13 protein-coding genes are annotated in these 15355 nt (G+C 61.8%); 11 read left to right on the top strand and 2 right to left on the bottom strand.

What is annotated here, in order from left to right:
* Both LNV09_RS09965 and LNV09_RS09960 read left to right on the top strand, forming a co-directional pair.
* Entirely contained in the window at positions 1-564 is a 564-nt protein-coding gene (locus tag LNV09_RS09965) for a TRAP transporter small permease (RefSeq protein WP_263556943.1), read from the top strand.
* Entirely contained in the window at positions 561-1841 is a 1281-nt protein-coding gene (locus tag LNV09_RS09960; RefSeq protein ID WP_263556942.1) for a TRAP transporter large permease, read from the top strand. Before LNV09_RS09965 ends, LNV09_RS09960 begins: the two co-directional genes overlap by 4 nt.
* 105 nt (positions 1842-1946) lie before the next feature.
* Here LNV09_RS09960 and LNV09_RS09955 read toward each other — a convergent pair whose 3' ends face one another.
* Positions 1947-2264, bottom strand: coding sequence for an NIPSNAP family protein (locus tag LNV09_RS09955; protein WP_263556941.1), 318 nt, complete (start codon positions 2262-2264; stop codon positions 1947-1949).
* A 140-nt stretch (positions 2265-2404) separates the two neighbouring features.
* The gene (locus LNV09_RS09950) at positions 2405-5455 is read right to left on the bottom strand and encodes an Rne/Rng family ribonuclease (protein ID WP_263556940.1); all 3051 of its coding nucleotides are present in this window, start codon (positions 5453-5455) and stop codon (positions 2405-2407) included.
* Between the two features lie 1007 nt (positions 5456-6462).
* Between LNV09_RS09950 and LNV09_RS09945 the strand changes: the two genes are divergently transcribed.
* The 9 genes from LNV09_RS09945 to LNV09_RS09905 all read left to right on the top strand — a co-directional run bounded on the left by LNV09_RS09945 (position 6463) and on the right by LNV09_RS09905 (position 15347).
* Positions 6463-7416, top strand: a complete 954-nt coding sequence (locus tag LNV09_RS09945; protein ID WP_318023288.1) for an RluA family pseudouridine synthase — start codon at positions 6463-6465, stop codon at positions 7414-7416.
* Positions 7413-8072, top strand: a complete 660-nt coding sequence (locus LNV09_RS09940) for an HAD-IA family hydrolase (RefSeq protein WP_263556939.1) — start codon at positions 7413-7415, stop codon at positions 8070-8072. The genes LNV09_RS09945 and LNV09_RS09940 overlap by 4 nt, the downstream gene beginning before the upstream one ends.
* Before the next feature lies 1 nt (position 8073).
* On the top strand, positions 8074-8478 hold the full coding sequence (locus tag LNV09_RS09935; RefSeq protein WP_263556938.1) for a Rieske (2Fe-2S) protein: 405 nt from the start codon (positions 8074-8076) through the stop codon (positions 8476-8478).
* Between the two features lie 21 nt (positions 8479-8499).
* Positions 8500-9519 (top strand): S49 family peptidase, encoded by a 1020-nt coding sequence (locus LNV09_RS09930; protein WP_263556937.1) that lies wholly within the window; start codon positions 8500-8502, stop codon positions 9517-9519.
* A gap of 274 nt (positions 9520-9793) precedes the next feature.
* A complete protein-coding gene (gene kdpF / locus LNV09_RS09925) occupies positions 9794-9883 on the top strand; it encodes a K(+)-transporting ATPase subunit F (protein WP_263556936.1) in 90 nt (29 codons plus the stop codon).
* A gap of 1 nt (position 9884) precedes the next feature.
* Positions 9885-11681 carry a potassium-transporting ATPase subunit KdpA gene (gene kdpA, locus LNV09_RS09920; protein WP_263556935.1) on the top strand — a complete coding sequence of 599 codons (1797 nt, stop codon included), beginning with the start codon at positions 9885-9887 and terminating at the stop codon, positions 11679-11681.
* 10 nt (positions 11682-11691) lie between these two features.
* The gene (kdpB, locus tag LNV09_RS09915; protein WP_263556934.1) at positions 11692-13803 is read left to right on the top strand and encodes a potassium-transporting ATPase subunit KdpB; all 2112 of its coding nucleotides are present in this window, start codon (positions 11692-11694) and stop codon (positions 13801-13803) included.
* 12 nt (positions 13804-13815) lie between these two features.
* Positions 13816-14394 (top strand): potassium-transporting ATPase subunit KdpC, encoded by a 579-nt coding sequence (gene kdpC, locus LNV09_RS09910; protein ID WP_263556933.1) that lies wholly within the window; start codon positions 13816-13818, stop codon positions 14392-14394.
* A 125-nt stretch (positions 14395-14519) separates the two neighbouring features.
* Positions 14520-15347, top strand: a complete 828-nt coding sequence (locus LNV09_RS09905; RefSeq protein ID WP_263556932.1) for a TorF family putative porin — start codon at positions 14520-14522, stop codon at positions 15345-15347.
* Positions 15348-15355: the final 8 nt, after the last annotated feature.

Genomic DNA, 15355 nt, shown 5'->3' with positions numbered 1-15355 from the left:
ATGATCAATCGCCTGCTCAATCATTTGGAGGAATGGCTGATTGCCTTCCTCATCGGCGCGGCCACCTTGGTCATTTTTGTCGCCGTCGTGCACCGTTATGTCTCCGGTATCCCGGTGATCCAGGACTACACGGTGCAGATCAACCTCAGCTGGGCGCAAGAGCTCTGCATCTTCATGTTTGTGTGGATGGCCAAGTTCGGCGCCGCTTACGGCGTGCGCACCGGTATCCACGTCGGCGTGGACGTGGTGCTGCGCAAGCTCAGCGGCAAGCCGCAGCAGTATCTGGTGCTATTCGGCTTGCTGGCCGGCGCCTTGTTCACCGGCACCGTGGCCACCTTGGGCGGCAACTTTGTCTGGCATATCGCGCAAACCGATCAGACCTCGGCCGATCTGGAGATCCCGATGTGGTGGGTGTATATGTGCGTGCCGCTGGGCTCATCGCTGATGTGCTACCGCTTCTTGCAAGTCGCCTGGAGCTATAGCAAGACGGGTGAGTTGCCACATCATGACCACGGCCATGTTGAAGGCCTGGACGCAGAAACAGAAGTGGGTGCAAAAGCATGAACGCCGCCATCATCTTTGTCCTGCTGATCGTGCTGATGCTGACCGGCATGCCGATCAGCATTTCGCTCGGCCTGACCGTGCTGACTTTTTTGTTCACGCTCACCGATGTGCCGATCCAGTCGGTTGCGCTGAAGCTGTTCACCGGCATCGAGAAGTTCGAGATCATGGCGATCCCGTTCTTCATCCTGGCCGGCAATTTCCTCACCCATGGCGGCGTGGCGCGGCGAATGATCCGCTTCGCTTCCTCGATGATTGGTCATTGGCATGGCGGCCTCGGCTTGGCCGGTGTGGCGGCTTGCGCGCTGTTTGCAGCGGTGTCGGGCTCATCACCGGCCACCGTGGTCGCGATCGGCTCGGTGATCCTGCCGGCCATGGTCAAGCAGGGTTTCCCCAAGCGTTTCGGTGCCGGCATCATCACCACCTCAGGTAGCTTGGGCATCTTGATTCCGCCCTCGATCGCGATGGTGATGTATTCGGTCTCAACCAGCACCTCGGTCGGTGCGATGTTCATTGCCGGTGTGGTGCCGGGCCTGATGCTGGCCACCGCCTTGGGTGCGACGACCTGGTTCATCGCGCGCAAGAACAATTACCCGCGCTTGGACAAGGCGACCTGGGGCGAGCGCTGGGCGGCCTTCCGTGAAAGCGTCTGGGGCCTGCTGCTGATCGTCGTGGTGATGGGCGGCATCTACAGCGGCATCTTCACGCCGACCGAAGCGGCCGCGATGGCGGCGGTCTATGCCTTCATCGTGGCGGTGTTCATCTACAAGGACTTGCCGCTCAAGCGTGTCGCCAAGGTCTTGCTCGACTCGGCCAGCATGAGCGCGATGCTGCTCTACATCATTACCAATGCGGTGCTGTTCAGCTTCTTGATGACCAGTGAGAACATCCCGCAGGCAATGGCCGACTGGCTGATTGGACAGGGCTTCGGTCCGATCGCCTTCTTGCTGGTGGTCAATATCTTGCTGCTCTTGGCTGGCAATGTGATGGAGCCCAGCTCGATCATTCTGATCCTGGCGCCAATCCTGTTCCCGGTGGCGATCAAGTTGGGCATTGATCCGGTCCATTTCGGCATCCTGATCATCGTCAATATGGAGGTCGGCATGTGCCATCCTCCGGTGGGGCTGAATCTGTATGTGGCCTCGGGCATCACCAAGATGGGCATCTCCGAGCTGACCGTGGCGGTGTGGCCGTGGCTGCTGACGATGCTGATCTTCCTCGGCGTGGTCACCTATGTGCCGGCCATCTCGCTGTGGCTGCCGCATCTGCTGATGAAGTAGAAAGCAGCTGATGCTGACGACCTAGAAAGTCCCAACAAGGGCCCGCTTCGGCGGGCTCTTTTTTTTGCTTGAACGGATGAGCAATGGCTCCCGAATGCGAACCAGCTATTGGCTCTCGCCGGAAAAGACCGGCCTGAAGAAGCTGCGCTCATAACTGATGATGCAAGCTGTATCTTGAGCGTACTTGAAGGCAGCCAGACAGGCGACGTCTTGCATCGAACGCTGGCGATAGATCTCATAAGCGGCCAGGCTAGGGAATGAGAACAAGGCCAGGGCGATATTGTTGGCCCCTTCCGACGGCAGGAAGTAGCCATGGTGAGTGCCGCCGAATTTCTCCAGCAGCGGAATCCAGAGCTTGCCGTAATGTTCGAATTCAGCGAGCTTGGCGGGATCAATCACATAGCGCAGGTAGCAGGTAATCATCGGACTTCCTTGGGTGGAGAATGCGGCTCATTTTGCGCGAAGCCCACAGAGACGAACGGCCAAGGCCCGCATCGTTGCGGACAAAAAAACGCCGCCGGGGCTGAAGCCGCGGCGGCGTTTTGCAGTTGCTAGGGTTTAGCTCAATGCTCGAAAGGCAGCTTGATCTGGGCCAGATCCTTGCGGGTCTCGACCATCACCAAAGGACCTTCTTCGACGCTGGCCGCGGCTGCGCGTTCGCGCGGCACATGGACCGGCTTGGGCTCGGCGGCGATGGCAGCTTGAGCGGCTTCGATCTTCGCCACATCCGAATTGACCCACTGCAGCCCGCTGGACTGAGCGACCGCCTGCAGGGCGTCGATTTCCAGCACAAAGGGTGCGGCGACCGGCGCTGCGACTGGTGCCAATGCTGCGGGGGCAGGCACTGGAGCAGGTGTAGCGGCAGGTGCTGGTGCTGGTGCTGTTGCCGGTGCAGCAGCTGTTTCAGCGAGCACGGCAGGAGCGGCAGCCACTTCGGCTTGCGCCACCACCGCTTCAGCAACAGCAGGCACAACTGCTGCAGCAACAGGCTGAGCCGCTGCTTCGCTGGTCGTCGCTTCAGCAGCTTGCGGCACCGGCGTTTCAGCGTTCAGCTCGGCCGCAGGTGCGTCATCACGGCGCTCGCGGCGCACCCGGTCACGCCCACCGCGACGGCGGCGGCCGTCATTGCCTGCTTCGCTGCTAGCGCTCTGTTCCGTGGCTTGGCCATCGTTTGGAGCTTCGCCGTCGGCGGTTGAGACTTCCTTGCCATCGGCATCGACCTGGGCTTGACCAGCTTCGCCGGCCTCTGCGGGCCGTCCGTCTTCACGGTCACGGCCACCGCGACGACGGCGACGTCCACCACGGGCGCCTCGGTCTTCGCTGTTGCCGCTTGCCTCGGCGATGGCGGCGTTATTGATGTCAGCTTGGCTTTGATCCAGCGCATCTGCGTCATGGTCGTCCATCGTTGCAACGCCAGCTGCGGCTGCGAGAGGTGCTGCTGCCCGAACTTCGTCATTGCGCTCGACGCGCTCACCGCGTGGGCGGCGGCCGCCTTCTGGCCGCTCAGTCCGCTCGGCGCGAACCTCATTGCCTTCCGGCTTGGCGTCGGAGCGATCCGGACGGCGATTGCCGCCACGCTCACCACGCTCACCACGTTCACTGCGCTCTGGCCGCTGAGCCTGGCCTTCCGGGCGCGCTTCCTGTGGACGCTCGGCGCGGCCACCATCACGCTTGGCATTGCGCTCGCCACGGTCTGAACCGTTGCGCTCGCCGCCACGCTCACCGCTGCTGCGCTCGCCTCCACGTTCCGCACCACGTTCGCCATTGCGGCCACGGCCGCCGCGACCTTCACGGCCGCCGTCGCGTCCACCTTCACGCTTGCGCTCGCCGCCAACGGCCGGCTTGGCCGGGGCTGCCGGTGCCTCGACAGGCGCCGGGCTGCTGACGCCGAACAAGCTCTTGATCCAGCCAAAGAAGCCGCCGCTGGCTTCCGCCGGCGCAGCCGCAGCTGCGGGGGCGGCCACAGGTGCCGCCTTGGCCACCGGTGCTACCGGGGTCGGAGGAGGCATTTCGGGCAAAACGCCCTTGATGACAGGCTCTTGCTTGTTCTTGAGCTTGTCCGCATCGTTGCGGCGGGTGATGCCCACCTCATCCTGCGGCTCTTCGATCATGGTGTAGCTGGCCTGCAAGTTCTCCAGCCGTGGGTCGTCGTGCCGCAGGCGTTCAAGCTTGTAGTTAGGCGTCTCGAGGTGCTTGTTCGGCACCAGCAGCACAGTGACGCGCTGCTTCATCTCGATCTTGGTGATCTCGGTGCGCTTCTCATTGAGCAAGAAACTGGTCACTTCGACCGGCACTTGCACATGCACGGCCGCCGTGTTGTCCTTCATCGACTCCTCTTGCACCATGCGCAGGATTTGCAGCGCGCTGGATTCGGTGTCGCGGATGTGGCCGGTGCCATTGCAACGTGGGCAAGTGATGTGGTTGCCATCGCTCAAAGATGGGCGCAGGCGCTGGCGGCTCATTTCCAGCAGGCCGAACTTGCTGATCGAGGCGAACTGCACGCGCGCACGGTCGGGGCGCAGCGCGTCGCGCAGGCGTTGCTCGACCTCGCGGCGGTTCTTCGACTCTTCCATGTCGATGAAGTCGACCACGATCAGGCCGCCCAGGTCGCGCAAGCGCATCTGGCGGGCGATCTCATCGGCCGCTTCCAGATTGGTGCGGGTGGCGGTTTCTTCGATGTCGCTGCCGCGCGTCGAGCGGGCCGAGTTGACGTCGACCGAAACCAGCGCCTCGGTGTGGTCAATCACGATCGCGCCGCCGGAAGGCAGGTTGACCGTGCGGCTGAAGGCGGTTTCGATCTGGTGTTCGATCTGGAAACGGCTGAACAGTGGCGCGTCATCACGATAGCGCTTCACGCGGTGACCCTGATCGGGCATCACGTGGTTCATGAACTGATGCGCCTGTTCGAACAGGTCATCGGTGTCGATCAGGATTTCGCCCACATCAGCGGTGAAGTAATCGCGGATCGCGCGAATCACCAGCGAAGATTCCTGATAAATCAGGTAGGCGCCCTTGCCACCCTTGGCCGCATCGTCGATGGCGGTCCAGAGCTTGAGCATGTAATTGAGGTCCCACTGCAGCTCGGCGGCCGAGCGGCCAATGCCGGCAGTGCGGGCGATCAGCGACATGCCTTTCGGGTACTCGAGCTGGTCGAGGTTTTCTTTCAGCTCTTCGCGGTCTTCGCCCTCGATGCGACGTGAAACACCACCGCCGCGTGGGTTGTTGGGCATCAGCACCAGATAGCGGCCGGCCAGCGAGACAAAAGTCGTCAGTGCCGCGCCCTTGTTGCCGCGCTCTTCTTTTTCGACCTGAACCAGCAGTTCCTGGCCTTCGCGGATGCAGTCCTGGATGCGCGCGGTGCGCACGTCCACACCTTCACGGAAGTATTGGCGGGCGATTTCCTTGAAGGGCAGGAAGCCATGGCGGTCTTCGCCGTAGTCGACAAAGCAGGCCTCGAGCGAAGGCTCGACGCGGGTCACAACGGCTTTGTAGATATTGCCCTTGCGCTGCTCACGGCCTTCGATTTCGGTCTCGAAGTCCATCAGTTTTTGGCCATCAACGATGGCCAGGCGACGCTCTTCAGCCTGCGTCGCATTGATCAACATGCGTTTCATGTCATTACTCCTTGTGCGCTCGAAGCCAAAGCCTTTGAGCGCGCTACAACACGTTGCAGCAGCAGCCCCGCTCAGGCGGCTGTTACGGCAACACATCGACGCACGAGCAATATTCGATGAACCGAGGAAGGAATCGCCCTGGACTGAAGTGCCTCGCTACCGGGTTCGGCGTGCGGTCAGCAATTCAGCGTTGGCGCATGCGACACAGCAGGCGGCGCGAATGGCCTTTCCCATGAACGCGCAGCCCGGGCCGAGGCCCGGTGGTGCTGTGCGGCCCGGCCACGGCCACTCGCAACAGTCTCGCCGGCGAAAAGCCGGGGCTGCGTTCGAGTTGGGCGGTGGGGGGTGGGGGGAATGGCAATCATCCGCGAGGACTGTTGGGCGCTAGACCGAGGCGCTCAGGCTCTTGACCCGACCTGCCTCATATCTGTAAAAAACCTTGTCTGTACCAAAACCAGTTTTGTGCTCATTCGCAGCAAATCTTGTCTCGGCGTGGCTCGTTCTATATTGCTCTGCCGCGCCACACCCGAAGCCGCCTTGTCACATGGGGACAAGGCCCGCTTCCGGCAGCGGCGCGTTGCATCACCTATTTGTTTCATACGACACGCAAGCAAGCGTTTCGTACGCCACCTGTTCGCCACTGATCTATCTAGGTTTCGGCTTTGCTTTCAGCAAAACCGCCTGTGGCCATGGCCCAGGTAAAATCAGATAAATCAAATACTTACGGCTATAACGTGGTGAGCAACATTATAAGGTCTAAAGCCAAAGCGCCGGCCGCCACACAAACCCGCAGAAAAGCAGGTGTGGGAGAGGGGGCCGGGCGGCTTTCTCGCCAGGGTAAAACCGGCCTTCGAAGTGAGCGTGCGCCAACATCGCAAAGACATATTGCCTTGCCGGCCAGGCAAGTCGTGGTCAAGCGCGTGCCGGTCAAGCAAATTCCGGTCAAGCTAGTTCCGGCCAAGGAAATACCCGCCCCGCCCGCTGCTGCGCAGGCCCCGGCGCCAGCCGTGCGCCGCGTCACGGTGGACGAGAACTCGGCCGGTCAACGCCTCGACAATTTCCTGCTGCGCGAGCTCAAAGGCGTGCCCAAGACGCATATCTACCGCGTCATCCGTGCCGGCGAGGTGCGCGTCAACAAGGGCAGGGCGCATGCGGACACCCGGCTGGAGCTCGGCGACGAGGTGCGCGTGCCGCCTGTGCGCTTGCCCGAGCGCGTCTTGGAGCGGCCCGACTATGTGCCGCCGCGCGAGTTCGAGGTCGTGTTTGAGGACGAGCATCTGCTCGCCATCAACAAGCCGGCTGGTGTGGCCGTGCATGGCGGCTCCGGCGTCAGCTTTGGCGTGATCGAGCAATTGCGCCAGGCGCGGCCGCAGGCCAAGTTCCTCGAATTGGTGCACCGTCTGGACAAGGAAACCTCGGGCCTGCTGCTCATCGCCAAGAAGCGCAGCGCCTTGGTCGCCTTGCAGGAGCAGTTCAGGGAGCGCGAGACGGGCAAGACTTATGCGGCGCTGGTGGCCGGCGATTGGGCCGAGAACAAGAAAGTCATCGATGTGCCGCTGCTGAAATTCATTGGCAGCGACGGCGAACGCTGGGTCAGGGCGCTGCCCAATCCGCATGATCCGTCTGCGGAGCAAGCCAAGCGCTCGATCAGCTTGGTCAAAGTGGCGCAGCGCCTGAATGGCTACAGCCTGTTGGACGTGACCATCAAGACCGGCCGCACTCACCAGATCCGGGTTCATCTGGCCTATGGCGGGCACGCCATTGTTGGCGACCCTAAATACGGGGATTTCGAGGCGAATCGGGCCTTGGCACGCGGCGCACATCGCTTTGAGCGCATGTTCTTGCACGCCAAACGCTTGCGCTTCGTGCATCCCGCTGGCACTGGTGAGCTTGAACTGACGGCGCCGCTGCCGCCCGAATGCGAGCAATTGATTCTTGCCTTGAAGAAGCCAGCTCAATGAGACCCAAGCAATTTGATCTGGTGGTGTTTGACTGGGATGGCACGCTGTTCGACTCGACCGCCGTCATCACCCGCAGCATCCAGGCCGCCGCCGTCGATCTTGGCTTGGCCAAACCTACGCACGCACAAGCCAGCTATGTGATCGGCTTGGGGCTGCAGGAAGCCCTGGCTTATGTGGTGCCGGAGCTGCCGCCTGCGCGCTACCCTGAGTTGGGCCAGCGCTACCGCCATCACTACCTGGCCGCGCAACATCAGGTGACGCTGTTCGACGGCGTGCTGGACTTGTTGGCCGCGCTGAAGGCTCGTCACCATTGGCTGGCGGTGGCGACCGGCAAAAGCCGGCGCGGCCTGGATGAAGTGCTGGACGTGGACAGCTTGCGCGGTGTCTTTGACGCCACCCGCACTGCCGACGAGACGGCAGGCAAGCCCAATCCACAGATGTTGTATGAGTTGATGCGAGAGTTCGGCGTCGAGCCTGAGCGCAGCTTGATGATCGGTGACACCACGCATGACCTGCAACTGGCCCGCAATGCCGGCACAGCCAGCGTCGGCGTCAGCTACGGCGCCCATGATCACCGCAGCTTTGGCGAATTTGCCCCTTTGCACGTGGCCCATTCGGTGCCCGATTTGCATGCTTGGCTGAACGAGAACGCCTGATATGACCCAAGAAGACAAACTGCCAGCCCCGCCCGCCCTAGCGGCAATAGCGCTGTGTCCTTCGGAGGAGTTGCTGGAGCGCGGCCGCGCCCACAGCTTCGACGTGCTGCAATACCGCCAGCCGGCGCGCGCCTTTGCCTTGCGCTTCGAGGGCCAGGTGGTCGCTTACCTGAACCGCTGCGCCCATGTGCCGACCGAGATGGATTGGCAAGAAGGCGAGTTCTTGGACGGCGACAAGCAATTCATCATGTGCTCGATTCACGGTGCGGTCTATGACCCGCTGACCGGGCGCTGCGTGACCGGCATGTGCGGCCGCATCGGCTTGACGAAGATCGAGGTGCAGGAACGCGAGGGCCAGGTCTATTGGTATCCTTCGCGCGACACCAAGCCGGCGTTTGAAGACTGAAGCCCAGAGCACAATAAAAAAATGACCAACTCATTCGACGATTTACCCAAGCCCATCCACGACCCGCAAGCGGGCGTCACGGCACAAACAGCCGCGGCCGAGCCGGCTCGGCCAAGCAGCGCAGGCTACGAGCCCTTGTTGGCTCAGTTCGCGCGTGAATATCTATTGGACAGGCGCAACGAGCGGCGCTGGAAGCTGTTTTTCCGGCTGATCTGGCTGGCGCTGATTGCGGTGGTGGCCTGGTCACTGTTCTTGCAGCGTCACCATATGCAGAACCCCAACGCACCGCATACCGCGCTGGTCGAGGTGCGCGGCGAGATCGCCGCCGACACCGAGGCCAGCGCTGAGCTGCTGGTGTCGGCGCTGAAAAGTGCGTTTGAAGACAGCGGCTCGCAGGCGGTGATTTTGCGCATCAACTCGCCCGGCGGCAGCCCTGTGCAGGCCGGCATCGTCTATGACGAGATCAAGCGGCTCAAGCTCAAGCACAACAAAAAGGTCTATGCGGTGGTCGAGGAAATGTGTGCCTCGGGTGCTTACTACATCGCCGCTGCGGCGGATGACATCTATGTCGACAAGGCCTCGGTGGTCGGCTCAATAGGCGTCTTGATGGACGGCTTCGGCTTTACCGAATTGATGGGCAAGGTCGGCGTGGAACGCCGGCTCCTCACTGCAGGCGCCAACAAGGGTATGTTGGACCCGTTCACACCGGTGAGTGCCAAGCAGCAGGCCTTTGCGCAAGCGATGCTGGACCAAATCCACCAGCAGTTCATTGCCGTCGTGCGTGAAGGTCGCGGCAAGCGCCTGAAGGAAACGCCGGAAATTTTCTCCGGCCTGTTCTGGAACGGCGAGCAGGCGCTCACGCTGGGTTTGGCCGACCATTTCGGTAATCTCGACTTTGTCGCCCGCGAGGTTGTCAAAGCCGAAGAAATCATCGACTACACGCCGCGCGACAACGTCGCCGAACGCCTGGCCAAGCGCTTCGGTGCGGCGATGGGCGAGGGCGCTATTCATGCGATGCGCGGAAGTTTGAATTTGCGTTGACGAGCCGCCAGGCGCTTGCAGCTCCTGCCAGAGAGCCGGTCCGAGAGGGCCGGCTCTTTTTTTTGCCTGAGTGAAAGGCTGGGCCGTCTTTACACAATCTTGACGCCCGCATGCGCAAGCTCAATGCCGCCTTGAGGCGCCGATTCTTAAGCTCTCTCCATCGTAAATATCCTGGAGAAGAAACCATGGACTTGGTGTTTTTGGGCCTATCGGCCCTGGTCTTTGTGTTGGCAATCGGCTTGGCCGCGGCCAGCCATAAATTGGAGAACAAGCAATGACCGCCTTGTATTGGCTGAGCGGTTTGGCCGCCGCCGGCTTGTTTGCCTACCTGATCGTGGCCTTGCTGCGCGCCGAGGAGTTTTGATATGAATAACTTGGCATGGTTTAACTTGGCCCTTTTCATGGGCTTGCTGCTACTGGCGGCCTGGCCGCTGTCGCGCTGGCTCACGGCGATCGCGCAAGGCCGGCTGCCGCGCTGGATGGGCGCTGTCGAAGGCGGGCTGTACAAGCTCGCCGGCGTCAAGCCCGATGAGGGCATGCATTGGAAGCAATACGCCTTCGCATTGCTAATTTTTAACTTCATCGGCGTGTTGGTGGTCTACGCCTTGCAGCGTTTGCAAGCCGTGTTGCCGCTCAATCCACAGGCCTTCGGCGCGATCACACCGGACTCGGCCTTCAACACCGCCATCAGCTTCGTCACCAATACCAATTGGCAAGGCTATGGCGGCGAGTCCGCCATGAGCTATCTGACGCAAATGCTGGCACTGACGGTGCAGAACTTTTTGTCGGCTGCCACCGGCATCGCGGTGGTGTTCGCGCTGATCCGCGGCTTTGCCGGCAAGCTCGAAAAGACGATTGGCAATTTCTGGACTGACGTCACGCGCATCACGCTGTGGCTCTTGTTGCCGCTGTCCTTTGTGTTCGCCATTTTTCTGGTCGGCCAGGGCGTGATCCAGAACTTTGACGCCTACAAGGATGTGACAACACTGGAAGTCAACGCCTATCAAAACCCGAAGCTGGACGCGGCCGGTCAAGCACTGAAGAACGAGAAGGGCGAGCCCATCACCGAGGATGCTTCCACCCCGACGCAAGAGCTGGCCATGGGCCCAGTGGCTTCGCAGGAAGCGATCAAGATGCTGGGTACCAACGGCGGCGGCTTCTTCAATGCCAACTCGGCTCATCCTTTTGAGAACCCAACACCGCTGGCGAATCTGGCGCAGATGTTGGCGATCTTCCTGATCCCGGCGGCGCTGTGCTTCAGCTTCGGGCAGCTGGTCGGTGATTCACGCCAAGGCGTGGCTGTGCTGGCGGCGATGAGCTTGATGTTCATTGTGGGCGTGGTGATTGCCACCGGCGCCGAGCAGGCCGGCAACCCCATCCTGGCCAGCCAGGGCGTGGATCTGTTGAGCAGTGAGTTCCAGGCCGGCGGCAATATGGAAGGCAAGGAAACGCGCTTCGGCATCAATGCCAGCTCGCTGTTTGCCGTCATCACGACCGCCGCTTCCTGCGGCGCGGTGAACGCCATGCACGATTCGATGACGCCGATCGGTGGCCTGGTGCCGCTGGTGATGATGCAACTCGGCGAGGTGGTGTTCGGGGGCGTCGGCACCGGCCTCTACGGCATGCTGGTGTTTGCCATTCTGGCGGTCTTCATTGCCGGCCTGATGATTGGCCGCACGCCCGAATACCTGGGCAAGAAGATCGAAAGCCACGAGATGAAGATGGTGTCGATCGCCATCCTCGTCACGCCGCTGGTGGTCTTGATCGGCACGGCCATCGCGGTGCTGAGTCCGGACGGCCAGGCCGGCATTGCCAACCCCGGCGCGCATGGTTTCTCTGAAATTCTTTATGCGCTGACCTCGGCCGGCAATAACAACGGCTCGGCCTTTGCAGGCCTGTCGGCCAACACACCGTTCTACAACACCTTGCTCGGCATCGTGATGTGGCTGGGCCGCTTCGGCGTGATCGTGCCGGTGCTGGCGATTGCTGGCAGCCTCGGTGCTAAGAAGCGTATCCCGGTCGGCAGCGGCACCCTGGTCACCCATGGCCCGCTGTTCGTCGGCTTGCTGATCGGCACCGTGCTGCTGGTCGGCTTGCTCAACTATGTGCCATCGCTGGCTCTCGGCCCCATCGTCGGGCATCTGATGCTCTGGAAGCTTTGAGGGAAACCCAATGACTACACCTGCTACAACAACAACTCAAGACAGCTTCTCGCTGCTCGACCCCAAGCTGGTCAAACCGGCCTTGGTGCAATCTTTTGTCAAACTGTCGCCTAGCGCGCAGTGGCGCAATCCCGTCATGTTCGTGGTCTATATCGGCTCAGCCCTGACCACCTTGCTGTGGCTGATGAGCTTGTTCGACCCGGCTGTTGCCGGTACCGAGGGCTCGCCCTTCATCCTGGCGGTGTCGCTGTGGCTGTGGTTCACGGTGCTGTTCGCCAACTTCGCCGAATCGCTGGCCGAGGGCCGCTCCAAGGCGCAAGCGGCTTCGCTGCGCGGCCTCAAGGCACGCACCTGGGCCAAGAAGCTGCATGAGCCTAAACACGGCGCGCAATGGCATCCGATGCAGTCGGACGAGTTGCGCAAAGGCGCGGTCGTGCTGGTGGAAACCGGCGACATGATCCCGCTCGACGGCGAAGTTATTGAGGGCGTCGCTTCGGTGGACGAAAGCGCTATCACTGGCGAATCAGCCCCCGTCATCCGCGAGTCGGGCGGCGACTTTTCATCGGTCACCGGCGGCACCCGCGTGTTGTCCGACTGGCTGGTGGTGCGCATCAGCGTCAATCCGGGCGAGTCTTTCCTCGACCGCATGATTGCCATGGTGGAAGGCGCCAAACGCCAGAAGACGCCCAATGAGATCGCGTTGACGATTCTGCTGGTGGCGCTGACCCTGGTGTTCCTGGTCGTCACGGTGACGCTGCTGCCGTTCTCGATGTTCAGCGTGGCGGCGGCCGCGTCATTGGGAAAAACGGGTACGGTGGTTTCCATCACTGCATTGGTGGCCTTGCTGGTCTGTCTGATCCCGACCACCATCGGTGGCCTGCTCTCGGCCATCGGCGTGGCCGGCATGAGCCGCATGATGCAAGCGAATGTGATCGCCACCTCGGGCCGCGCGGTCGAAGCCGCCGGTGACGTGGACGTGCTGATGCTGGACAAGACCGGCACCATCACCCTGGGCAACCGCCAGGCCAGCGCCTTTGTGCCGGCACCGGGCGTGAGCGAGCAGCAATTGGCCGACGCCGCACAACTCGCCTCGCTGGCGGATGAAACGCCCGAAGGCCGCAGCATTGCCGTGCTGGCCAAGACGCGCTTCAATCTGCGCGAACGCGAGATGAGTGGCCTGGACGCGCAGTTCGTACCCTTCACGGCCCAGACACGCATGAGCGGCGTTGACTTGGCCGGCGGTCGTCAAATCCGCAAGGGTGCCGGTGATGCGATTCGCCGCCATGTCGAGTCGCTCGGCGGCAGCCTGCCCAAGGAAGTGCAGAGCGCGATCGAAGACATCGCGCGCCGCGGCAGCACACCGCTGGTGGTGTCTGACGGCGCCCGGGCTTTGGGCGTGGTCGAGTTGAAGGACATCGTCAAGGGCGGCATCAAGGAGCGCTTTGCCGAGCTGCGTCGCATGGGCATCAAGACGGTGATGATCACCGGCGACAACAAGCTCACCGCGGCCGCGATTGCGGCGGAAGCCGGCGTCGATGACTTCTTGGCCGAAGCCACCCCCGAGGCCAAGCTGCAGCTGATCCGCGACTACCAGGCCGAAGGTCGCCTGGTGGCGATGACCGGTGACGGCACCAACGATGCACCGGCCTTGGCGCAAGCGGATGTGGCCGTGGCCATGAACACCGGCACGCAAGCGGCCAAGGAAGCCGGCAATATGGTGGATCTGGACAGCAATCCGACCAAGTTGCTGGAAATCGTCGAGACCGGCAAGCAGCTGTTGATGACGCGCGGGTCGCTGACCACCTTCTCGATCGCCAACGATGTGGCCAAGTATTTCGCCATCATCCCGGCCATGTTTGTCGGCGTCTACCCGCAGCTCACCGCCCTCAATGTGATGGCGCTGCACAGCCCGTCGTCGGCGATCTTGTCAGCGGTGATCTTCAACGCGCTGATCATCATCGCCTTGATCCCGCTGGCGCTGAAGGGCGTGGCCTACCGCGCCATTGGAGCGGCCGCACTGCTGCGCCGCAATCTCGCCATCTACGGCCTGGGCGGCCTGATCGTGCCCTTTATCGGCATCAAGGCGATTGACCTGTTGCTGGTCGGTCTGCATTTGGTTTAAGGAGTCATCATCATGATCAAACATCTTCGTCCCGCTCTCGTCAGTTTTGCCTTGCTCAGCCTGGTGACCGGCGTGTTCTATCCCATGTTGGTGACCGGTGTCGGCCAAAGCCTGTTCCCCAAGCAGGCTGCCGGCTCGCTGATCGTCAATGCAGAGGGCAAGCCGGTCGGCTCCGAGCTGATCGGTCAGAACTTCAGCTCGCCCAAGTATTTCTGGGGCCGGCCATCGGCCACCGGGCCTATGGCCAATAACGCCGGTGGCTCCTCGGGTTCCAACCAGGGGCCGCTGAACCCGGCGCTGGCCGATGCCGTGAAAGCGCGTATCGAGGCGCTGAAAGCGGCCGATCCCGACAATAAGTTGCCCATTCCCGCCGACCTCGTGACGGCCTCGGCCAGCGGCCTGGACCCGCATATCAGCATGGCGGCGGCCCGTTATCAAACGGCCCGAGTTGTGCGCGAGCGCGGCATCGCCCACAAAGAAGTGTTGCGCCTGATCGAGGCCAATACTGAGGCGCGCGACCTGCAGGTTTTGGGTGAGCCGCGCGTCAATGTGCTCAAGCTCAATCTGGCGCTTGACGCCGCCAAGCCCTGAGTTTGACTTTCCCCCTGTAAGTTTTCGGACCTTCGGGTCCCGATGAAGCCCTCGGAAAACAGTTCATCAAGGCTTGACGAGGGAGGGGCTTCATCGTCTTTTCTCTTATATAAATGACCAGCATCATGAAGAAGAACACCGCTATTTCCTTGGCCCTGAGCACCTTGTTTGCCGGCCTTGCCCATGCCGCAGACGCTCCTACAGTTGCCGCCACGCCCGAACATACGCTGGCCGGCAATCTGAGCCTGAACAGCGACTACCGCTTCCGCGGTATCAGCCAGACCTGGAAGTTACCCGCCGTTCAAGGCGGCCTGGACTATGCCCACAGCAGCGGCTTCTACGCCGGCACCTGGGCCTCCAATGTCTCGGGCAATAGCTATAACAACGGCGCCGGCCTGGAGCTGGACCTGTACAGCGGCTACAAGCTCGGCCTGGGGCAAGACCTGACCCTTGATCTCGGTGCCTTGGCTTATGTCTACCCCGGTGCCACGCTCAATAGCGCGCCCGGCGTGGCCACCGACAAGAAGTACACCAATGTCGATCTGTACGCGGGCCTCACGGCCGGCGCCTTCAGCGCCAAGCTGTCGATTGCCGCCACCGACTATTTCGGCCTCAACAGCGATACCGCCGGCTTTGCCTACTTCAGCGCACTGGCCGCACAGGGCAGCTCCAAGGGTACGGCCTATCTGGACCTGAACTACAACTTCGATCTGGGTCAAGGCCTGACCCTGGGCACGCATCTGGGTTATCTGAAGCTGCGCAACTACGGCGACCTCTCCTATGCCGATGCCAAGCTTTCGCTGGCCAAGGAAATGCTCAGCCTGAATTGGACCGTGGCCGTGGTCGGCACGAACGCCAATAGCGAGTTCTACCAGGCCGGCAACTCCGCCGGTCTGGACGCCAAAAAGCTGGGCAAGACCGGTCTGGTGCTGAGCATCCGCAAGACCTTCTAATCCCCAGA

Origin of the sequence: Paucibacter sp. B2R-40 (assembly GCF_025717555.1) — a bacterium.
In the GTDB taxonomy this organism is placed as follows: domain Bacteria; phylum Pseudomonadota; class Gammaproteobacteria; order Burkholderiales; family Burkholderiaceae_C; genus Paucibacter_A.
This window is presented reverse-complemented; position numbering and strand designations above follow the sequence as displayed.